At 42.0% G+C, this 19,026-nt stretch carries 20 protein-coding genes and 1 tRNA gene; 8 read left to right on the forward strand and 13 right to left on the reverse strand.

Annotation, left to right across the window (positions count from 1 at the left end):
* Nucleotides 1-34 precede the first annotated feature (34 nt).
* Both J3P43_RS09815 and smpB read left to right on the forward strand, forming a co-directional pair.
* On the forward strand, nt 35-691 hold the full coding sequence (locus J3P43_RS09815; protein ID WP_255901671.1) for a metal-dependent transcriptional regulator: 657 nt from the start codon (nt 35-37) through the stop codon (nt 689-691).
* A gap of 17 nt (nt 692-708) precedes the next feature.
* Nucleotides 709-1,158 (forward strand): SsrA-binding protein SmpB, encoded by a 450-nt coding sequence (gene smpB / locus J3P43_RS09820; protein ID WP_255901674.1) that lies wholly within the window; start codon nt 709-711, stop codon nt 1,156-1,158.
* A 61-nt stretch (nt 1,159-1,219) separates the two neighbouring features.
* On the opposite strand, the gene J3P43_RS09825 is transcribed toward smpB, so the two are convergent.
* Nucleotides 1,220-1,879, reverse strand: a complete 660-nt coding sequence (locus tag J3P43_RS09825) for a protein-L-isoaspartate(D-aspartate) O-methyltransferase (RefSeq protein ID WP_255901676.1) — start codon at nt 1,877-1,879, stop codon at nt 1,220-1,222.
* A 115-nt stretch (nt 1,880-1,994) separates the two neighbouring features.
* Here J3P43_RS09825 and J3P43_RS09830 point away from each other — a divergent pair, with 115 nt between their 5' ends.
* A complete protein-coding gene (locus J3P43_RS09830) occupies nt 1,995-2,750 on the forward strand; it encodes a hypothetical protein (protein WP_255901678.1) in 756 nt (251 codons plus the stop codon).
* Here J3P43_RS09830 and priA read toward each other — a convergent pair.
* Nucleotides 2,747-5,227, reverse strand: coding sequence for a replication restart helicase PriA (priA, locus tag J3P43_RS09835; RefSeq protein ID WP_255901681.1), 2,481 nt, complete (start codon nt 5,225-5,227; stop codon nt 2,747-2,749). The two genes, J3P43_RS09830 and priA, sit on opposite strands and share 4 nt — an antisense overlap.
* Nucleotides 5,228-5,611 carry a DUF423 domain-containing protein gene (locus J3P43_RS09840; RefSeq protein WP_255901683.1) on the reverse strand — a complete coding sequence of 128 codons (384 nt, stop codon included), beginning with the start codon at nt 5,609-5,611 and terminating at the stop codon, nt 5,228-5,230.
* 76 nt (nt 5,612-5,687) lie between these two features.
* On the opposite strand from J3P43_RS09840, the gene J3P43_RS09845 reads away from it, so the two are divergent.
* Both J3P43_RS09845 and J3P43_RS09850 read left to right on the forward strand, forming a co-directional pair.
* Nucleotides 5,688-7,265: a DUF3352 domain-containing protein gene (locus J3P43_RS09845; RefSeq protein WP_255901685.1), complete on the forward strand. Its 1,578-nt coding sequence runs from the start codon at nt 5,688-5,690 to the stop codon at nt 7,263-7,265.
* Between the two features lie 19 nt (nt 7,266-7,284).
* Complete coding sequence (locus J3P43_RS09850; RefSeq protein ID WP_255901688.1) at nt 7,285-8,709, forward strand: DUF5723 family protein; 1,425 nt, start codon at nt 7,285-7,287, stop codon at nt 8,707-8,709.
* Here the strand turns inward: J3P43_RS09850 and tsaB are convergent, their stop codons facing one another.
* The 4 genes from tsaB to rpmH all read right to left on the reverse strand — a co-directional run bounded on the left by tsaB (nt 8,710) and on the right by rpmH (nt 10,288).
* The gene (tsaB, locus tag J3P43_RS09855; RefSeq protein ID WP_255901691.1) at nt 8,710-9,399 is read right to left on the reverse strand and encodes a tRNA (adenosine(37)-N6)-threonylcarbamoyltransferase complex dimerization subunit type 1 TsaB; all 690 of its coding nucleotides are present in this window, start codon (nt 9,397-9,399) and stop codon (nt 8,710-8,712) included.
* A gap of 39 nt (nt 9,400-9,438) precedes the next feature.
* Nucleotides 9,439-9,678 carry a membrane protein insertion efficiency factor YidD gene (gene yidD, locus J3P43_RS09860; RefSeq protein ID WP_255901695.1) on the reverse strand — a complete coding sequence of 80 codons (240 nt, stop codon included), beginning with the start codon at nt 9,676-9,678 and terminating at the stop codon, nt 9,439-9,441.
* Entirely contained in the window at nt 9,665-10,057 is a 393-nt protein-coding gene (locus J3P43_RS09865) for a ribonuclease P protein component (RefSeq protein WP_255901697.1), read from the reverse strand. Before J3P43_RS09865 ends, yidD begins: the two co-directional genes overlap by 14 nt.
* Before the next feature lie 72 nt (nt 10,058-10,129).
* The gene (gene rpmH / locus J3P43_RS09870) at nt 10,130-10,288 is read right to left on the reverse strand and encodes a 50S ribosomal protein L34 (RefSeq protein ID WP_255901699.1); all 159 of its coding nucleotides are present in this window, start codon (nt 10,286-10,288) and stop codon (nt 10,130-10,132) included.
* 353 nt (nt 10,289-10,641) lie between these two features.
* Between rpmH and J3P43_RS09875 the strand changes: the two genes are divergently transcribed.
* The gene (locus J3P43_RS09875; protein ID WP_255901701.1) at nt 10,642-11,598 is read left to right on the forward strand and encodes a manganese catalase family protein; all 957 of its coding nucleotides are present in this window, start codon (nt 10,642-10,644) and stop codon (nt 11,596-11,598) included.
* Nucleotides 11,599-12,008: 410 nt separating this feature from the next.
* Here J3P43_RS09875 and J3P43_RS09880 read toward each other — a convergent pair.
* Nucleotides 12,009-12,081: transfer RNA gene (locus J3P43_RS09880), tRNA-Lys, on the reverse strand.
* A gap of 161 nt (nt 12,082-12,242) precedes the next feature.
* Entirely contained in the window at nt 12,243-12,806 is a 564-nt protein-coding gene (locus tag J3P43_RS09885; protein ID WP_255901703.1) for a 2'-5' RNA ligase family protein, read from the reverse strand.
* Between the two features lie 56 nt (nt 12,807-12,862).
* On the opposite strand from J3P43_RS09885, the gene dinB reads away from it, so the two are divergent.
* Nucleotides 12,863-14,047, forward strand: coding sequence for a DNA polymerase IV (dinB, locus tag J3P43_RS09890; RefSeq protein ID WP_255901705.1), 1,185 nt, complete (start codon nt 12,863-12,865; stop codon nt 14,045-14,047).
* A gap of 107 nt (nt 14,048-14,154) precedes the next feature.
* Nucleotides 14,155-14,646 (forward strand): D-glycero-alpha-D-manno-heptose-1,7-bisphosphate 7-phosphatase, encoded by a 492-nt coding sequence (locus J3P43_RS09895; RefSeq protein WP_255901707.1) that lies wholly within the window; start codon nt 14,155-14,157, stop codon nt 14,644-14,646.
* Nucleotides 14,647-14,903: 257 nt separating this feature from the next.
* On the opposite strand, the gene clpB is transcribed toward J3P43_RS09895, so the two are convergent.
* The 4 genes from clpB to J3P43_RS09915 form a co-directional block, all read right to left on the reverse strand.
* Nucleotides 14,904-17,522 carry an ATP-dependent chaperone ClpB gene (clpB, locus tag J3P43_RS09900; protein ID WP_255901709.1) on the reverse strand — a complete coding sequence of 873 codons (2,619 nt, stop codon included), beginning with the start codon at nt 17,520-17,522 and terminating at the stop codon, nt 14,904-14,906.
* Between the two features lie 274 nt (nt 17,523-17,796).
* Nucleotides 17,797-18,054: a DUF4377 domain-containing protein gene (locus J3P43_RS09905; protein ID WP_255901712.1), complete on the reverse strand. Its 258-nt coding sequence runs from the start codon at nt 18,052-18,054 to the stop codon at nt 17,797-17,799.
* Between the two features lie 89 nt (nt 18,055-18,143).
* On the reverse strand, nt 18,144-18,572 hold the full coding sequence (locus tag J3P43_RS09910) for a hypothetical protein (RefSeq protein ID WP_255901714.1): 429 nt from the start codon (nt 18,570-18,572) through the stop codon (nt 18,144-18,146).
* 51 nt (nt 18,573-18,623) lie between these two features.
* Nucleotides 18,624-19,019: an SRPBCC family protein gene (locus J3P43_RS09915; protein WP_255901716.1), complete on the reverse strand. Its 396-nt coding sequence runs from the start codon at nt 19,017-19,019 to the stop codon at nt 18,624-18,626.
* Between the last annotated feature and the right edge of the window lie 7 nt (nt 19,020-19,026).

Raw genomic sequence — 19,026 nt, forward strand, 5'->3', positions numbered from 1 at the left:
TTTTAATTTTGTTTTTTTATTTACTTTTATCCGAATGTTATCCTTTACAGAAGAGAATTATTTGAAAGCACTGCTTCATTTGACAATGGAGTTTGAAGATAAAGTGGAGGCTGGAACAAATGAGCTTGCTTTTTATCTTGGAGTAAAGCCCGCCACCGCCACGGACATGCTTAAAAAACTCAAAGAGAAAAAGCTTATCCAATACGAGAAATATGGGAAAATTTCACTTTCGGAAACCGGGAGGAAGAAAGCGATAGAAATATTAAGGAAACACCGGTTATGGGAAACCTTTCTTTACGAGAAACTGGAGTTCACCTGGGATGAGGTGCACGAGGTAGCCGAACAACTGGAGCACATTCATTCTCCAAAACTGGTGGATAAGCTTGATAAATTTTTAGGGTATCCCGAAGTTGATCCACATGGAGATAGCATACCAAATGCTAAAGGAGAATTAAAACAATCTTTCAAGAAAACGCTTTCAGAAGTAGAAACAGGTACGAGTTGCAAAATGGTGGCAGTAAAAGACAATACCGCTGCATTTTTACAATATGTTAGTAAGTTAAACCTGCGAATTGACACCACTATACAAGTATTGTCGCGGCAGGATTATGATGGCTCTATGGAGTTACTAATTAGCGGCAGCAAAATTATGGTGTCGCAAAAATTTGCAGAGAATATTCTGATTGTCTGATTCTTTGCCTTACAAAAATGAAGAACGATTTAAACATTAAAAATAAAAAAGCCTATTTCGAGTATCATATACTAGAAAATTTCACAGCCGGGCTGCAACTACTTGGAACCGAAATTAAGTCGATACGGGAAGGCAAAGTGAATATCAATGATGCTTTCTGCACCTTTTTAAACGACAGGCTTTACGTGAGGAATATGCACATCGCAGAATATTCGCACGGTTCATTTTATAATCATGAACAAAAACGCGACAGGGCATTGCTGCTCAATAAGAAGGAGCTCCGCAAACTGAGAGAAAAGGGAGAAGAAAAAGGCTTCACCATTATCCCTTTGCGCCTTTTCATCAGCGACCGCGGCTTTGCAAAACTTGAAATTGGACTGGCCCAGGGTAAGAAGTTATTCGATAAAAGAGACACTATTAAAGACCGTGAAAGTAAAATTGAATTAAGCCGGATATTGAAAAGCTAAGTTTTTAATTTTGAGTTTCGCTTTTGAGTTTTGACTTTTCACTTTTGACTTTATAGCTCCCTCACCACGCCTTGTCCCCCACCAGCGGCACAAAGCGAAACGTGTCGAGCTCAATTTTCTCGTAATCATGTTCATTTACGCGCAGTACGGTGATCATTTTTTGAGACTTTTCATCCCCTACCGGGATAACGCAAATACCACCAATTTTTAGTTGCTTCAGTAAATCTTCAGGTACAAAGGGAGCGCCTGCGGTAACTAATATTTTGTCGTAAGGCGCATGCTGAGGAATTCCGCGAGAGCCGTCTCCTAAAAAAAATTCGGCTTTATAATTCATTTTATTAAGAAACAGTTTCGCTCTTTCATAAAGTTTCTCCTGCCGCTCGATGGTATAAACTTGTGCCTTTAGCTCAAGAAGCACGCAGGTTTGGTAACCAGAGCCCGTTCCGATTTCAAGAACCTTTTCCCCTGGTGAGATATGAAGCAATTGGGTTTGATAAGCTACTGTATATGGCTGCGAAATGGTTTGCCCTTCTCCTATCGGGAAAGCTATGTCCCTATAGGCCTGGTTCCAGAAAGTTTCGTCGAAGAAATAATGGCGCGGCACTTTTTCTATGGCTTTTAACACATCTTCAGATTCGATTTTCCTCTCATCTCTCAGAAATGAAACCAGCTTTTTGCGAGCTCCCCTCTCCCGGTAATTATCTATAAATTTATACGCCATTCTTTTGCAAAAATACGCTTTGAAAACAAATCAGAGGGCAAACCAAAATATAAATTTGAACTTTATTGATAGACTATTAAATTAAATCGATAATAAAATTTGCTACTTTTACGGTATGATTGATTCAGGTTTAAAAGGGATATTTATAGCTATAGCTTTCTTCTTTTCGATTACTGCAGCAGCTCAAATAACCAGGATTGACACCGTCACTGCTACCGATGTCAACTTAAAACCCTCTCAATTTAGGACTCAAAGGCTATATATGTATACCATCGGCCTTAAGGTATACAGTCTTGAAGAGTTTCCGAAAATCCTGAACCAGACGAATCCTAACGATCTTCAGAACACGGTTCTAAACGGTTTATTTGTAAAGTTGAATGACAATCAGATCAGCTACCGCCTGTCGGCGAACTACTACCGTAAAAACATTTCGTTCAAAAATGAATGCGAAGACTGCGAAGAAGCAAACGGAAGGTTAAAAGATTTTTCTACCCGGATAGGATTTGAGAAGAACTTTATTTACGGAGCAGTACAACCCTATCTTGCTTTCGATATTGGTTATAGAAGAAACTCGTTTAAAGGTGATGTTAAAAACGCATCTTCTCTCGACTATACCAACCCTTACGAGGTTTCTACGCTCAAAAACGGATTCTCTATGTCACCCAACTTTGGTTTAAAAGTTAGCCCAATAAGCCATATTACGATAGCAGTGGAAACAGGAATTACTCTGCTGTATAGTTACGAGAAGCAGGAAAGGGTTTATAATGACGCGGGCCGAACCAGAACCTTCAGCCAGTTTAACAAATGGGAGTTTTTACTTCGCCCGGTCAGCATGTTATCGCTGCAGTATAATTTTGGTTTTACCTATTAATACGGATCCACGTCTACCTGGACAAAAGCCCCTTTATTTAACTTGTTCGTTTCCATGGCAGATAAAACGTCGGCAAGGAAGTTCTTTACTTTCGCGATAGAGATACCGTTGCGCTCCACTTTAATATAAATAGTCTTGATGTAATAGTTTCTGATTCTGCTAACCATGGGCTCTTCCGGACCGAGTACCCGCTTTCCCAACGTCGATTTAAGATCTATAGAAAGACGATAGGCAATATCCGACAACAACATAGGATCTTTGTGTTTTATGTCCAGACGGATCAAGCGGTAAAGAGGCGGATATAGAAATGTCTTCCGCTCGGCAACCTCACGATTAAACAGGCCCTCAAAATCATTTTTTATCACCTGTTCAATTACACGATGCGAAGGGTTGTAAGTTTGAATGATCACCTTTCCGATCTTATCCCGCCTCCCTGCCCGGCCTGCAACCTGCGACAGCATCTGAAAGCTTCGCTCGTATGCTCTAAAATCAGGGTAATTGAGCATACTATCGGCACTTATGATACCTATTACGGTTACATTACCAAAGTCGAGCCCCTTTGCTACCATCTGCGTGCCAACCAGCACATCGATTTTTGCATCTTCAAAGTCGGCTATTAATTTTTGAAAGCTGTTTTTAGAACGCGTGGTGTCCAGATCCATACGGGCTATTCGGGCCTCGGGAATAATAAACTGTAAATCTTCCTCAATCTTCTCGGTGCCAAAGCCCTTCTGTTCAATATGCGTTGAGCCACATGCCGGACATCTGGCGATCGTCTCCTGTTTATATCCGCAATAATGGCAATGCAATTTCCCCGAGCTTTTATGATAGGTTAAACTCACATCACAATTAATGCATTTGGGCAGGTATCCGCAGGTGCGGCAAAGCAAAATGGGCGTGTAACCTCTCCTGTTCTGAAATAAAATAACCTGCTCCTTATTCTCAAGGGCGAGCTTTATTTCCGCCAGCAAGACACTTGTAAAATTAGACTGGATTGTTTTTTTGTTCGTTTCGTCGGTAATGCTCACTACTTCAATCTGTGGTAGTTTAGACGCACCAAACCGTTCAACCAGTTCTGCCAATCCGTATTTATCCGTTTGCACGTTATAATAGCTCTCTAGCGAAGGAGTTGCAGAACCAAGCAAGACTTTCGCCTTATGCACCCGGGCAAGATAAATTGCTGTATCCCGGGCATGGTAGCGAGGCGCGGGATCGAATTGTTTATATGAAGCTTCGTGTTCTTCGTCTACAATAATTAATCCCAAATTTGAGAAGGGCAGGAAAACCGACGACCGCGCGCCAAGCACAATATCATACTCGTTCTTCAGCACCTTGTTCCACACTTCGGCGCGCTCATTATCGCTGAAACGCGAGTGATAAATTCCGATTTTTGATCCGAAATAGCGCCGGAGCCGCTCAATCATCTGAGCTGTTAAAGCAATCTCAGGCAATAGATACAGAACCTGCCTTCCTTTAAGTACAGCCTCCTCTATTAGTTTAATGTATAGTTGTGTTTTTCCCGACGATGTTATGCCATGAAGCAACACCACATCCCTACTGGCAAACTGCTTCTCAATTTCCGTAAAGGCCTTTTTCTGTGGGTCACTCAGTTCGTAAGTGTTATCAGCTTCCTGTTCGCCGGTCGTTAAACGGCTCACCACTTTATCTTCCTGAACAAATATCTCCTTATCCAGGAGCGTTTTCAAAGCAGAGGCGCCACATCCCGATTCCTCCAGCAATACACTTTTCAAAACCTCCCGACCGTCTTTACTTAATTTAATATACGCAAGTAATGCGTCAAGCTGTTTTGGAGCCCTTTCAAGCACCTGAAAAAGAGCTTTGCGATTTTCTGCCTCCAGGTAAAGTGGATTCAACAATATATAGGCCTTCTTACGGGGTTTATATCTGTCGGATATTTCTTCTGATATATGTATAACTCCCTTTTCGAACAAGCCTTTCAGGAGAGGGAATACTGTTTTTTGCCCCAGCAAATTAGCGATATCACTAATCTTTAACTCCGGCTGCAATTCCAGCGCTTCAATGATCAAAAACTCCTTGTCGTTCAACAACGATTTATCATATCCAGCCTCTTGTAGCAGGATTATCCGGGTTTCACTGGCAAGTTTCAATGCAGCCGGCAGAGCAGCCTGCATTACTTCCCCAATATAGCACATGTAATACTCAGCGATCCACTGCCATACCTGCAATTGCCTGGCATTTACAATTGCCTCATCATCAAGCACCTCAATAATATATTTAGCTTCATAAAGCAAAGGTGGCTCCTCTGTGATTTTTAAGATTATCGCAGTATAAATACGGCTTTTACCGAATTGAACAATCACACGTTTCCCTATCGCAAGGCTTTCATTCAGGGTGTGAGGGACTCTGTATGTATATGTTTTAGGGATAGACAGAGGAAGAATTACTTCGACAAAAAAGGTTTGCCTGCCGCCTGCGCCCTCATTAAATTCAAGCATTTATTTATTCTTTAGAGCAGCAAAAAGCAGAAACAACCAGCCTAAAATCAACAAGAGCCCACCAAGCGGGGTAACCGGGCCCAGAAATGAAAAGTTTATTTTACTGAGTTCTGTGGTAGACAAAAGATAAATAGACCCGGAAAAGATGAGCATACCCAAGGTAAACGACCAATAGGCAAAACGAATGGAACGGCTTCTGTATTTCGAAAAATTAGACAAGAAAAGCAAGGCCAGAGTATGATAAAACTGATAACTAACCGCTGTCTTCCAGGACTCAAGGCTGGAAGGCGAAAGGCTTTCTTTCAAAGCGTGCGCTCCAAAAGCACCTAAAATTACCGCACTTAATCCAAAAATTGAAGCTGTAATTATGATTTGCCTATTCATAACATAACATGATTTGCTAATTTAATAATAGTGTTAAGATTTCTTACTGTTAAAAGAGTTAATTTTGTATTGACTGATGAGGAATATAATCATACTGTGTACAATTTTGATATTCGCTATTGCAGCCCTTGCAGCGAAATACTTTTCAGTTCTGGCCGGAAGAGGAGACAACATCACAAAGGTGCTAAATTATATTCCCGCTGACGCAGCCCTGGTACTTCAATTCAACAATGACCAATCATTTTATGAAATTTTTAAAGACTATAAACCTTTCAATGCCATTATCGGCAAACACAGGGCAGCCGAAATCAGCCGTCTGAAGGATTTACTTAATACACCCACCCTATCCGAAAATACTTCCGACACCAAAGTCTTTCTTTCTTTCCATCACGGAAAAGACTCCCTGGAATTTCTTTATAGTATGAATCTTGGGAAAGAACTTTCCACAGAAAACATACAAGAAGTGGTGTCGGACATACCGAATCTTACTATAAAAGCGCTTTATAACGACGTTTATGCGCTTCAGTTCAGCTCCTTCAAAAAGCCGCTTTATCTCCTTTTAAGGCAGGGAATAGCCATTGCCAGCTTTTCAGAAGATCTGGTGAAAAAATGCATTGACCCTCAGGCGGCCCACTTGAGCAACGAGGCTGTAGAAGAAATTCACAAAATCAGCACTAAGAATTTTAATTCCCCCGTAAACCTATTTATCAATCATCCGGTTGTGTCCCCCTTCCTAAAGCATTTCGCTCTTGGGAAAGCACAAGGCAACTCTGCGCTTCTCGCTAACTTGAAAGGCTCGTCGGCATTAAGTATGAACTTCAAAAGCGACGCAGTAATGTTTAATGGCATAAGCTCAGTAGACTCTTTAGAACTAAACTACCTCAACCTTTTTCTCCATCAAAAATCTGCTCCGAACACCATAAAGAAGATCCTCCCTGAAAATACGTCCACCTTCTTAGCCTTCGGCTTATCAGATGTTAAACGGTTTCATAACGACCTAAAAGCCTATTTCAAAAAGCGAAACGAATTACAAAAGCTGGAAGAACAAATTACAAGTATAAAAACCACAACAGGCGTCGACCTTAACAGAGATCTTAAGCCCCTGCTTGATAAAGAGTTTGTATCGGTTGAGAATTCGTACGGCGAAGCATTTGCAATAATTAAAGTTACTAATGGCAGAGATGTAAACTTTAAACTACAATTAATAAGCCGACAAGTAAATGAGTTTGTAAGCCAGGTAAATCACAGCCACATCTTTTATTACTACTTTGGCGAGCCACTAAAGAAATTTCCAAGACCTTATTTCGGAGTTGCCGACAATTACCTCATCATCGCGAACATGCCGGGCATTATCACAAACTTTTTGTCGGTTTATGAAAGCGAGCGCTTTTTGCATCAAACGGAAGATTTTAAACGTCATGACCAATTGGTGGCAAACCAGAGCAATATTTTTTATTTTCTGAACGTAAAGAGATCCTCCAGATTGGTTAGAACTCATCTAAAACCTGGCTATGCCGAATTGCTAGATAAGGAGGATTCAGAACTGAAGCAGTTCAACGGGCTTTCTTACCAATGGACCTCTGACGGGGGACATTTTTTTACTAATTTTTATCTAAGCTACAACCCTACCGACAGTATTGCGTTAAACAATTAAATTGCCGTTCACCTGTCTGATGAAGAACTACTTTCTATCGCTTTGCTTTTTGTTTTTAGTCACCACTACTGGCTTTTCACAGTTTAGCTTGTACAACACCCGTACCTTGTACGACTCATTTGAAAATCCAGCCCAAAAGGCCTTTTACGCCGATACCAGTCGCACCTACGCCTTCAATTTTTTCATCCCCAATTTTTCGGTGAATGCCACCATCCTGGGTCCGGCTCAAACAACTTTTAAAAGTCTTCTCTTTGGCGGAAAGTTTAACACCAGTGATCTCGAGCTCGGGAGCAACGCTGAAATGAACAAGATCTACTTCAATGAAAATGCTTACCTGGCCATGTTTAAGATTTTTAAGGGAGCGAAGTTCAATCAGGAAATTGGCTTCGCCTGGCAAATACGCTCGTATGGGAACGTGGCGGTAAGCAACGAAACACTGGCGCTTTTTAACAATTACAATCTTCTTTCACAATCTGCCGACAACCGGTTCAATAATTCGGGGACGGCGACCTCCTATCATCAGTTTGCTTTTACTTTTCGTGAAGATTATAACAAAAGGCTTGGACTAGGAATAAAACTCAGCTATTTAAGTGGGATTGCACATAGTAAACTACAAATGGAAGAATCTTCACTGGCGTTCAATGAAACCGACAAAACTTACGCAATGGCGCTAAGGGGAACTCTCCGATCAAACTTCCTATTGGATGACCCCGACAAAACCTTGATCGTTCCGGGTTTCAAAAATCCGGGGGCGGCACTAAGCCTGAGTGCCAATTACAAACTCAAACGCGGCTTTACCTTGCTGGCAAATGTTAAAGACCTGGGATTTATCTATTGGAGCAAAACTCCCTATAAATTTACGATCGACAAGACCGTACAATTTACGCAAGGCGAAAAGCAATCGTCGATAAATAGCAAATTGAAAAAAGATTTTTTTAAGAATCCCGATTCGTCGAAATTTAAAACGCCTATCAATAGCCGCGTTGAATTGCTCGTCAACAAGGACTTAGGCTCATATCAGCCAAACTTGCTTATCTCAAAAAACCTGTTCGAAAAAGGAGGCGATATCGCTTTAATTAATACCTATCGGCACAGAGCACTGAACCTAAGCTTGTCTACAGCATATAACCTCCACAACTACTTTCAGGTTGGCGGACAGTTTATGTTAAAGTCGCCCAATGCCGAATTCTTTATCGGAAGTGATCAGATTTTCGAAAACTATTATACGGCTAAAGGAGTACTTACTTCGGATGAAAAGATCGGAAAGGGAAAAACAGCAGCTTCGGTCTATTTCGGATTTGCTATTAAGTATGGTGACCCAAAACAAAGGAGGCAAAACACAAACTTCATTCCGGTGGATGACAGGGATTTTAAAGAAGGATTCTTTAAACGACTATATAAAAGGATCTTTAAAAGAAAGCGATTTGAAGGTCAGAGAGAATAGCTATTTGAGGGGTTTGGGTTGAGTAACTAAAAAATCCTTCAGGTAAAAAGGTTCAAAATAAGCCACATCCTCAAACTTCCCTTCGCTAAATTTTTCGTACGCCAGGCTGGTAAAATCTTTTGCGGAGTTAAGAAAATCTGCCGAGAAACGTGCATTAGGGCTTCCGGCTAAAACATCGCTGCATTTCATCGCTCCATCACCAAAAAATATAATTTCCTGATTTTCCAGCAGACCGGAAAAAGATTCAGCATCGATAATCCGTGCAGCAACCGGCAAAATCTCTTCCAATTGCTGGTTATATATAGCGGTGTATACTTCCATTCTGCGGGCATCAATCATAGGGCAAAAAAATGCAGCATCACTCACATTCAAGCCTTTAAAGCCATTTGCCATTGCCTGGAGGGTATTTATCGCTATCAGCGGAATATCCAGCGCATAACACAAACCCTTGGCTGTAGAAACACCTATACGCAAGCCTGTGTACGAGCCAGGACCCATGCTCACGGCAACAGCAGTCAAATCTTCCATCTTCTTTCCGGCCACATTCATTACCTCAGAAATTAAAAGGGTGAGATTGCCCGCATGGGCGTTTCGCTCGTTTAACTCTCTTAGTGCTATCGTATGGCCATTAAAAGCAAGGGCCACCGAGCAGGAAGATGTGGAAGTTTCTAGTTGAAGAATAAGTGCCATTTTCAGAAGCCAAAGATGCAAATAAAACGGTAAAAGCCATCAAGGAACAGGATCATGCCCGTGCCCTCCCCATGGATGACACCGGCCAATTCGCTTTATAGTGAGCCATAAGCCTTTAAAAGGGCCATGCCTTTTTATCGCCTCCATTCCGTATTGAGAACATGTAGGTGTAAACCTGCAGGAGGCTCCCAACAGCGGAGAAAGCAAATACTGATATAGCTTGATTAAAAACAGGAATATCGCAGAAAGAAGATCCTTAAACAGCTTAATTGGATTCATTGGAGTACGAATCTGTTAGTTTTTTTAACGCCTGCTTTAACTTCTTCTCTATAAAGGGATATTCGGCTATATCTTTTCCGATATAATGAATACTAAAGATCAGATTCAATTGCTTTTCACCCAGAAAAGAATATAAATATTCGGCTTTATTCAATCGGTAAGCTTCTCTTATTCTGCGCTTTATCAAATTCCTATCCACAGCATGCCTGAAGTTTCGTTTGGAAACAGCAATTACAACCTGGGCGGGAAATTTAACAGTTAAGGTTTCGGGAGCCGAAACAATGCGAAAGGGGTAAACTAAAAAAGAAGAACCATTACTGAAGAGCTTAGCTAAAAGCTTCTTACTACATAACCGTTCTTCTTTTTTGAATGTGTTCATTTTGATTGCTATAACCTATGTGCAGATTTGATCTGCAGATTCCGCCGTAACGGACAGGACTGCAATCAAAAATTATGATTTATGACGACGCTCGTCAGAAACGCTCAATCTTTTTCTGCCTTTTGCTCTACGAGACGCTAATACTCTTCTACCGTTAGCAGTACTCATACGCTCTCTGAATCCGTGCTTATTTCTTCTTTTTCTTTGAGAAGGCTGGAATGTTCTTTTCATGACTTATATAAAACTATAAATTGTAGCTCTTAAAAACAAGAGTGCAAATGTAGGAGGATTTTTCCTGAAATCAAATTTAAATTTAAGATTTGTGAAAAGATACTGTGTTCGTGTTTTCACCGTAGCACCATATTCATTCATACACGTGCGAGCCTGCCCGATACCCAGTCCATCAAGGGCTTTTTGATGCACACGGATAATCCCGGGTTTGAACTCATTTATCTGATCGTTATATTCTGAAGCCTTCTCAAATCAAATGAATCATTTGACATCTTTAAAAATATCCGCAACAATTATTATCTCATCTATGTTGCAATTTGGACACTCATACAGAGTGTTATTAAAATCTATCTATGTTTTATCATATTCAAAGTCTAATTAATCCCATTGTGGAAGATGAACCAGATCCGTCGGCGGCAAATGCACTGCAGGAAGGGCTTGGTGGCCAATTCGGTGAAATGCGCACCATGATGCAATTTCTTTTTCAGAGTTTTAATTTTAGAGGTGATGGCATTCCATACCTTGACTTAATTCAGGGAATAGGTGTAGAAGAAATCAGCCACGTCGAGTTGATTACCAAGACCATCTCCCGTTTACTCGATGGTTCTCCCAGATATCAGGGTAAGAAATTTGACACACCGGGAAAAGGTGGTGAAGCCCCTTTGGAAGTCGGCAAAGAAGCTCAAAACCCTCACCACTTTATCGTGGGTGCCCAGGGAGCATTACCAGTAGACGCGGCGGGAAATCCCTGGAGTGGTTCTTACGTGCACAATCACGGAAATCTTGTGCTTGATCTAATGGACAACTTAGTACTTGAAGCAACGGGCAGAACTCAAAAATGCAGAATCTACCAGATGTCAAGTAATAAGACACTCAGAGCAACCGTATCGTTTTTGATTGCCAGAGACGAGGCGCACCAAATGGCATTCGCCAAAGCACTTGAAACACTGGGTATCGATTGGGCGAAAGCACTCCCGATTCCGAAGTTCGATGCGACCAAATATCCTGAAGTAAAAAAATTAATGGATGCGGGAATACATAGGGAAGCATATCACTTTCGGTTAGATAGCTCATTGATGGAAAATATATTTAGCGGAAGCGCTCCGACAAATGATGGAACCGAACTTGTTACCTTGAAGGAACCAAAGACATCATACCCTATTCCAATGGCCCCCGAGAGGCCAGAAGAATTTGCGCCAGGATTAGATCCCGAGATGCAGAAACTGGCTGATGCTTTAAGCGAGTTCAAGCAAAAGACGGTAAAGGAGATGACAAAAAAAGCAGGGCCCGACTCAAGCAAACTTAAATAAGTTAAACAGCTCCTGAGTGCAATCAGGAGCTGTTATCCTATATTCCCTGCATTCAAGAGGCAAAGTATCAGTAAGCCTCTATTAATTAATGGCCCGGGTATAGTAGCTTGATTTTTCTGGCAATGAAGCGGTGCGGTACAGCGTAGCCGGAAACCGACGTTCCACTTATTCAAACTACAATCTCCTTCCAGCGCTACGCGGATAGCTGCATTTATTCCATCAAGGAACGAATACCACTTTTCCTAACTGAGCGTAGATCTGGGTATACATGAACCGCTCCTTCAACCAGTGCTTTATCCCGGGGCCGGTATGCCCTGGCCGGAAGTAAAAGGAATTTAAACGAAAAAAGCCTCTTTTTTCAAAGAGGCTTGTACCAAATTACGAATTGAAGGTTGTTTTTTCCTTCCTTGTGATCCCGCTGGGATTCGAACCCAGGACCACTACATTAAAAGTGTAATGCTCTACCAGCTGAGCTACGGAATCATTTAAATCGAACGTTTAATCGTTTCCTTTAAAGTGGTGCAAATATACAGTTATAACATATTGCTTCCAAGTCAAAAAAAGATATTTCGTAAATATTCTGCTAAGCTCTTAATTGTCAGTAATTAAATAATTTTCCGGAATATTAAGTGCAGGCTTTGGGCTTAAAAAAGCTTAAGTGTTTTTGGTTTTGATAATGCAAAGTCTTTAAAAACCTGCCATTTTTTTCCGTCATGCTTTAAGAGACTGTAATGGTCTACCGGAAATGAACGCTTAAATTTCCGGTTTTTAAGTTCGTCCCATATCTCCGGAAAGATCTCAGGAGGGATATCCCGGTAGGCTATAGTAACATGAGGATGAAAACTGGTGTTCCCTTTCACTTCTTTTGGATCGATCTTATTCTTATTAAAAACCGCCGCGACGTCTTTCTGCAACGCACTGAGCAGCGGGTTCTTCACCACAGTAATAAACAAGGTCTGGATATTGAAACAATCAAAATTGAGTAACTCCTGCGTAAAGGGACGATGATTAAATCCAACAGGCCTCAATAGCTTAATTAACGTACTTTCATTACTCTGTTCAATATTGAGAGGCCTGTACAAAGTAATATGAACCGGCGGCTTTAAAGCAGCATATATGTTATACCGTTCCGAAAGCTCCTTCCGGATATCGTCAATCTGCTCTGATAATTCAGCAGGCGGTAAAATCGCAGTGAGATATAAAGCCATAAACAAATATAGATTTTATGCTAATATTTTTAGTATAATTTCTTATTTTTGATCTGATGGATGAAAAACGGCACATTGTTCATATTGACCTAGATTCCTTTTTCGTTTCGGTAGAGCGTTTGCACGATAAATCCCTGGAAGGGAAGCCGGTACTGATTGGCGGAAGCTCACAGCGGGGAGTAGTTGCCTCTTGCAGCTACGAGGCAAGGAAATACGGAGTCCATTCGGCAATGCCAATGAAAAAAGCTTTGCAACTTTGTCCTCATGCTACGGTGATAGGTGGTAATTATTCATCCTACAGTAAGGCATCTGCACATGTTACGCAAATCATAAAAGACAGTGTTCCTCTCTTTGAAAAAACTTCTATCGACGAATTCTATATCGATCTTACCGGCATGGATAAGTTTTACGGCTGTTATCAAATCGCGTCCGAACTCCGGCAGGCGGTTATAAAAGAAACAGGTTTACCTATATCATTTGGCCTATCCTCCAATAAAACGGTGTCGAAAATTGCAACCGGACAAGCAAAGCCCAGCGGCCAGCTTTTTGTTGAACATGGAATGGAAAAGCAGTTTCTCGCTCCTTTGTCGGTTTCTAAGATTCCCATGGTTGGAGAAAAGTCCTGCGAAGTTTTATACAGCATCGGGATCCATAAAATTGGCGATCTGCAGGTGCAGGATGTTAAAAATCTCGAGCGACACTTTGGAAAAATGGGACTGGTAATGTGGAATAAGGCAAATGGCATCGATAATTCACCTGTAAGTCCCTATCATGAGCGTAAGTCAATTTCAAGCGAGAATACTTTTCAAAAGGATGTGCTGGATGTGGCCGGAATAGAGCAATTAATGATTTCAATGCTCGAGCAGCTCACCTTTAAATTACGCAACGAAAATAAAGTATCTTCTTGTCTGGCTGTTAAAATTCGCTACTCTGATTTTGAAACAGCTACCCAGCAAATATCAATTCCTCCTACCCATTCTGATATTTTGATCATACCAGAACTTAAGAAGTTATTTGAAAAAGCATACCAAAAGGGCAGAGCTGTACGGCTTATCGGCGTACGTTTAAGCAATCTCTCCGAAGGCTCCTATCAGCCGGGCTTGTTCGATAATCATGAAAGAAACGAGAATCTTTACAAGGCACTCGACAAGCTGAACAGCCGCTTTGGCACTAAAACGGTTTCACGTGCAGCAACCTTCGGCATTTCCTCCCGGGAATTCAATCCTTTTATAAGAGACTAATTTGCTTACCCGGGAACTTATCATACACGCGACCTTATGCACTTGTTCTCTTAATTTAAGGCTATCGCTTCAGTTGTTATTCCCGTTTTCAGTTGTAGATTTGTGGTATGCGATTGAACAAAGCAGTTTTTTTAGACCGAGACGGAGTTTTAAATAAAGAGTTGGGCGATTACGTGTGCAAGCTTGAAGATTTTCATATTCTGGAGCACAATTTTATGGCTCTGAAAGAACTACAAGACAAGGGATACCTGCTTATCGTCATCACCAACCAGGGTGGTTTGGCAAAGGGCTGGTACAGCGAAAGTACTCTTGCTAAAATGCATGAAAAGTTAAGAGAGACGTATCAGCAGCATGGAGTAACTTTCACGGAAATGTATTATTGCCGGCATAATCCGCTATATAACGGTAATTGCCTTTGTCGCAAACCAGGATCAATAATGCTTGAAAAGGCTATTGCGCGTTTTAATGTCGACAAAACGAAGTCTTACTTCATCGGCGACCGTGAACGTGATGTGATTGCTGGCCAAGCAGCAGGTGTAACTGGGATTTTAATCGATTCAGATCAGCCGATATCTGAGGTTTTTCATCTAATTGTATAACCGCTTTGAGGATGGGTTGTAAGTCATCCGATGACTGTACTCGATTTCCGCTTTACTGAACTTGTGCCAATGTCATCAGATGGCTATCTAGTCAGAAACCACCCCTTGATCCCCTCCTTGAAAAAAGGAGGGGAGGATGGTGTATTAGCTGGATGCACTGCCCAACAGCCTATATTATATATGCGGTTCCCAAGCGTTTGCCCCGTGCCCTTTTTCAACTGCAGTTGTCCATCAACTGGCGGATTTAGGATCTAGCCTCAAGCCTTCACCTCTTCCAGCTTATCCTTATTCAAAAACACAAACTTGTGTTCAAATACATCCAGTAGAATCCGGCTTTCCTTATCCACTTTTCCTGAAAGGATCTCCTTTGATAGCTCATTCAGAATCCGCTTTTGAATCACTCGCTTCAACGGCCTTGCTCCAAATTGTGGGTCGTAACCCAACTGTGCAAGCCAATCCAGAGCATCTTCCGAAGCATCCATTTCGATTCCCATTTCCGCAAGAGTTTGCTTTACCTGATTGAACTGAAGTCGCGCAATATCTCTGATTTCGTCGCGGTTAAGCGGAGTAAACATAATCAGTTCATCAATCCTGTTCAAAAACTCCGGACGGATGGTTTGCTTCAACAGCTCAAATAGTTCATTCTTGGTTTTGGCAACTACTTCTTCGTGGTTAAATTCATCCAGTTCTTTAAAATTATCCTGTATCAGGTGCGAACCGATGTTCGAGGTCATAATGATGATAGTGTTCTTGAAGTTCACTACACGGCCCTTATTGTCGGTTAACCGTCCGTCATCAAGTACCTGAAGCAAGATATTAAACACATCCGGATGTGCTTTCTCAATCTCGTCTAACAGAATAACGCTATATGGCTTCCTTCTAACAGCTTCAGTCAGCTGTCCGCCTTCGTCATAGCCTACATATCCCGGAGGCGCGCCAATCAATCGTGACACCGCATGACGTTCCTGGTATTCGCTCATATCAATCCGAACCATGTTGTGTTCATCATTGAATAAAAACTCAGCCAGGGCTTTTGCCAGCTCTGTTTTACCCACGCCAGTAGTTCCAAGGAAGATGAATGAGCCAATCGGTTTCCGTTTATCCTGTAAGCCTGCACGCGAGCGGCGAATCGCATCAGAAATTGCTTCAATCGCTTCCTCCTGACCAGCAACTCTTCTATGAAGTTCCTCTTCAAGATGAAGAAGCTTTTCCCGCTCACTCTGGATCATTTTAGTGACCGGAATTCCAGTCCACCGCGATACCACACCTGCGATATCATCAGAGGTAACCTCTTCCTTCAGCATTCGTCCTTCCAATTGTTTCTCGGACAGTTCTTTTTTCAGTGCCTCAACCTTATCCTGAGATTCCTTTATCTTACCATAGCGTATCTCGGCTACCCGACCGTAATCGCCGGCACGTTCGGCCTGTTCAGCCTCCAGCTTATAGTTTTCAATCTGCTCAACTTCCGTATTAATCGAGTCAACCAGATCTTTCTCACCTTGCCAGCTCGCCCTTAAGGAGTCGCGCTCGGCCGAAAGATTAGCTATCTCTTCACTCAGTTCGGCAACTTTCTTCTCGTCGTTTTCACGTTTGATGGCCTCACGTTCAATCTCCAGCTGCATGATCTTGCGGTCTAGTTCATCTACCGCCTCAGGTACCGAATCCATTTCAAGTCGAAGCTTAGATGCAGCTTCATCCATTAAGTCAATTGCCTTATCCGGCAAGAATCTGTCGGCAATATAGCGTTGCGACAGCTCTACAGCGGCAATGATGGCCTCGTCTTTAATCCTAACTTTATGATGAGTTTCATAACGTTCTTTCAGTCCGCGAAGAATGGAGATAGCGTCCTGCGTATCCGGTTCGTCTACCATCACTTTTTGGAAACGACGTTCGAGAGCTTTGTCTTTCTCAAGATATTTTTGATATTCATTTAACGTAGTTGCACCAATCGAGCGTAGCTCACCACGCGCAAGGGCGGGTTTTAAGATATTCGCCGCATCCATTGCACCCTCTCCGCCCCCACCGGCGCCAACGAGGGTATGAATCTCGTCGATGAACAGAATTATCTCGCCATCGCTTTGCGTAACTTCTTTAATAACCGCTTTTAACCGTTCCTCAAATTCACCCTTGTACTTCGCGCCAGCAATCAGTGCACCCATATCCAGCGAGAACACAGTTTTGCTTTTCAAATTCTCGGGCACATCTCCTTTTATAATCCTGAAGGCAATTCCCTCTGCTATGGCTGTCTTACCCACGCCCGGCTCTCCAATTAAAATCGGGTTGTTCTTTGTTCGTCGCGATAGGATCTGGATAACCCTTCGTATCTCCTCATCGCGGCCAATAACGGGATCAAGCTTACCAGATTCGGCAAATTCGTTCAGGTTTCGGGCATATTTATTAAGGGCATTGTAAGTAGCCTCTGCGTTTTGATCCGTCACCCGGTTGTCGCCACGCAGCTCGGTGATAGCTTTTTTGAGATCTTTTTCGGTAACTCCCGCATCTTTTAACATGCCGCTCGTTTTGTTGTTGGCATTTAAAATACCCAAAAGGATATGCTCGACAGACACGAACTCATCTTTGAATTCTTTTAAATAGCTTTGAGCTTTAATCAAAGCCGTATTGGCAGAAGACGAAAGATAAATATTGCTGCCGCTTACTTTCGGGTAGCTTTGAATTTCTGCATCCAGAACCGTATTTAAGCGATTCAGGTTCACGTTAAGTTTTTTCAGCAGGTAGTTGATTACATTTTCATCAACCATAAGCAGCGCCTTTAAAAGGTGCGCATTCTCAATAGCCTGCTGCTGATTGCCGCCTGCTATTTCGGAAGCCTTCTGTACAGCCTCCTGTGCCTTGATTGTAAAATTATTGAAGTTCATAATGCTGATGTACAGACAAAACAATTGCCATACACCTTTGCTTTCAGGAATATGGAAATTTTGTCGTGTGGAAATTATTTTGAATGACTAAAAGTCTGCCGAACAGCAAATTAAGCGGAAATTTTGACTTCTTTTGAAAAGGTTGGCTACTGCTGCTTCGGTTTCGGAAGTCCCGTTTTCCTTCCAAGTCCGCCCCGGCTTCGGGACCAGCACTTCGGGCTTTCCATTCAACCGGGTTTACCCACTCAGGTTGTTACAACTATGAAAGTTGGGCTTAATTGACCTTCTCCTTCGCCAGGATTTTGATTAAAGTGTATTTAGTGTCTGATGCATCCGCAGGAGGATTCGTGATTTTTTCCATATCCACACTCAAAGTGTAGATATAACCTGGTTCATAATCGAAGCCCTGGATACTGTTGTCAAAATAGAAATACTCCCACTGGTCACTATTCAGCTTTTCGCCTGTTTGTACCAGCAAGCAAGTGCCTGGTCCAACTCCGGTGCAGGTTACGGTATGATAGTTTACCCTCATTATAATCTCCCCGGCTTCTTTTTTGCATCCGAAGCAGGTTACCAGTAGTAAGATTATAAGGGTTATACGATTTTTTCTTCCGGCCATCGCTAATCAAATACGATTGTTTCAGGCCCCGACAATTTTTCGATATGGCAGGCGCATTTTCCACCCGATACAACGAATTGAGCCGTTTTCTTTTGGTTGGTACCTGGGTTAACCGCGCTCACATCAATGGTATCGCCCTGGCTTAGTAGATTTTTAGTGTCGCCGTCTGTCACTACAGCATAATTTCCTTTAAAGTGTACCGTATCAACAGCTCCTGATTGTGGTGTTTTTCCCGTCCTTCTTATTAGTGAAGTGAAATTCTTAACGCTAATTGGGCTCCCTGCAGAATTTTTAAAAATTACCACAATTGATCTGAATTCCTGCGTGCAGATCATGGCGGGACAGGGTTCAGTACCGGGGTCTTCTTTTAACAGTTGGTCGGTACATGAGCTAAGGAATAAGATGATGCACAATAAAACAGGATATTTCATAATACAGGGTTTAAGGTATTACGTAAATATGACGAGTAGCGCTACAAGCCTTTATAGAACTTTTTCAAGGGCCTGGGTTTGATGCTCCACCAGTTTTTTTAAGGGGCCGCTCGCCATCATCTTCATCATCATATTCAATTCCGCAGAAATAGTTAAAATAGCTTCGGTGGTATTGTTTCCAAGATCAGCAACAATCCAACGCATATCCATATTGAACGGAACCTGTTCTGCAGGAACAATAATGATGGTTTGATTTTCAATACGGTTAGAAATCTTCAGGGCAAGCTTGGCCATGTTTTGTACAGAAAAACGGGCTTCATCTGTAGTTGACGACCAGTTCGAGATATTATCCGGCATCAATTGCTGATGATTATTAAAATCGGCAAGAAAATTATAAACTTCGCTTACCGGTCTGTTTAGTTCTACTTTACTTTCAAATATCGACATAGGAGAG

It is taken from the genome of Paradesertivirga mongoliensis (genome assembly GCF_024436395.1).
GTDB lineage: Bacteria > Bacteroidota > Bacteroidia > Sphingobacteriales > Sphingobacteriaceae > Paradesertivirga > Paradesertivirga mongoliensis.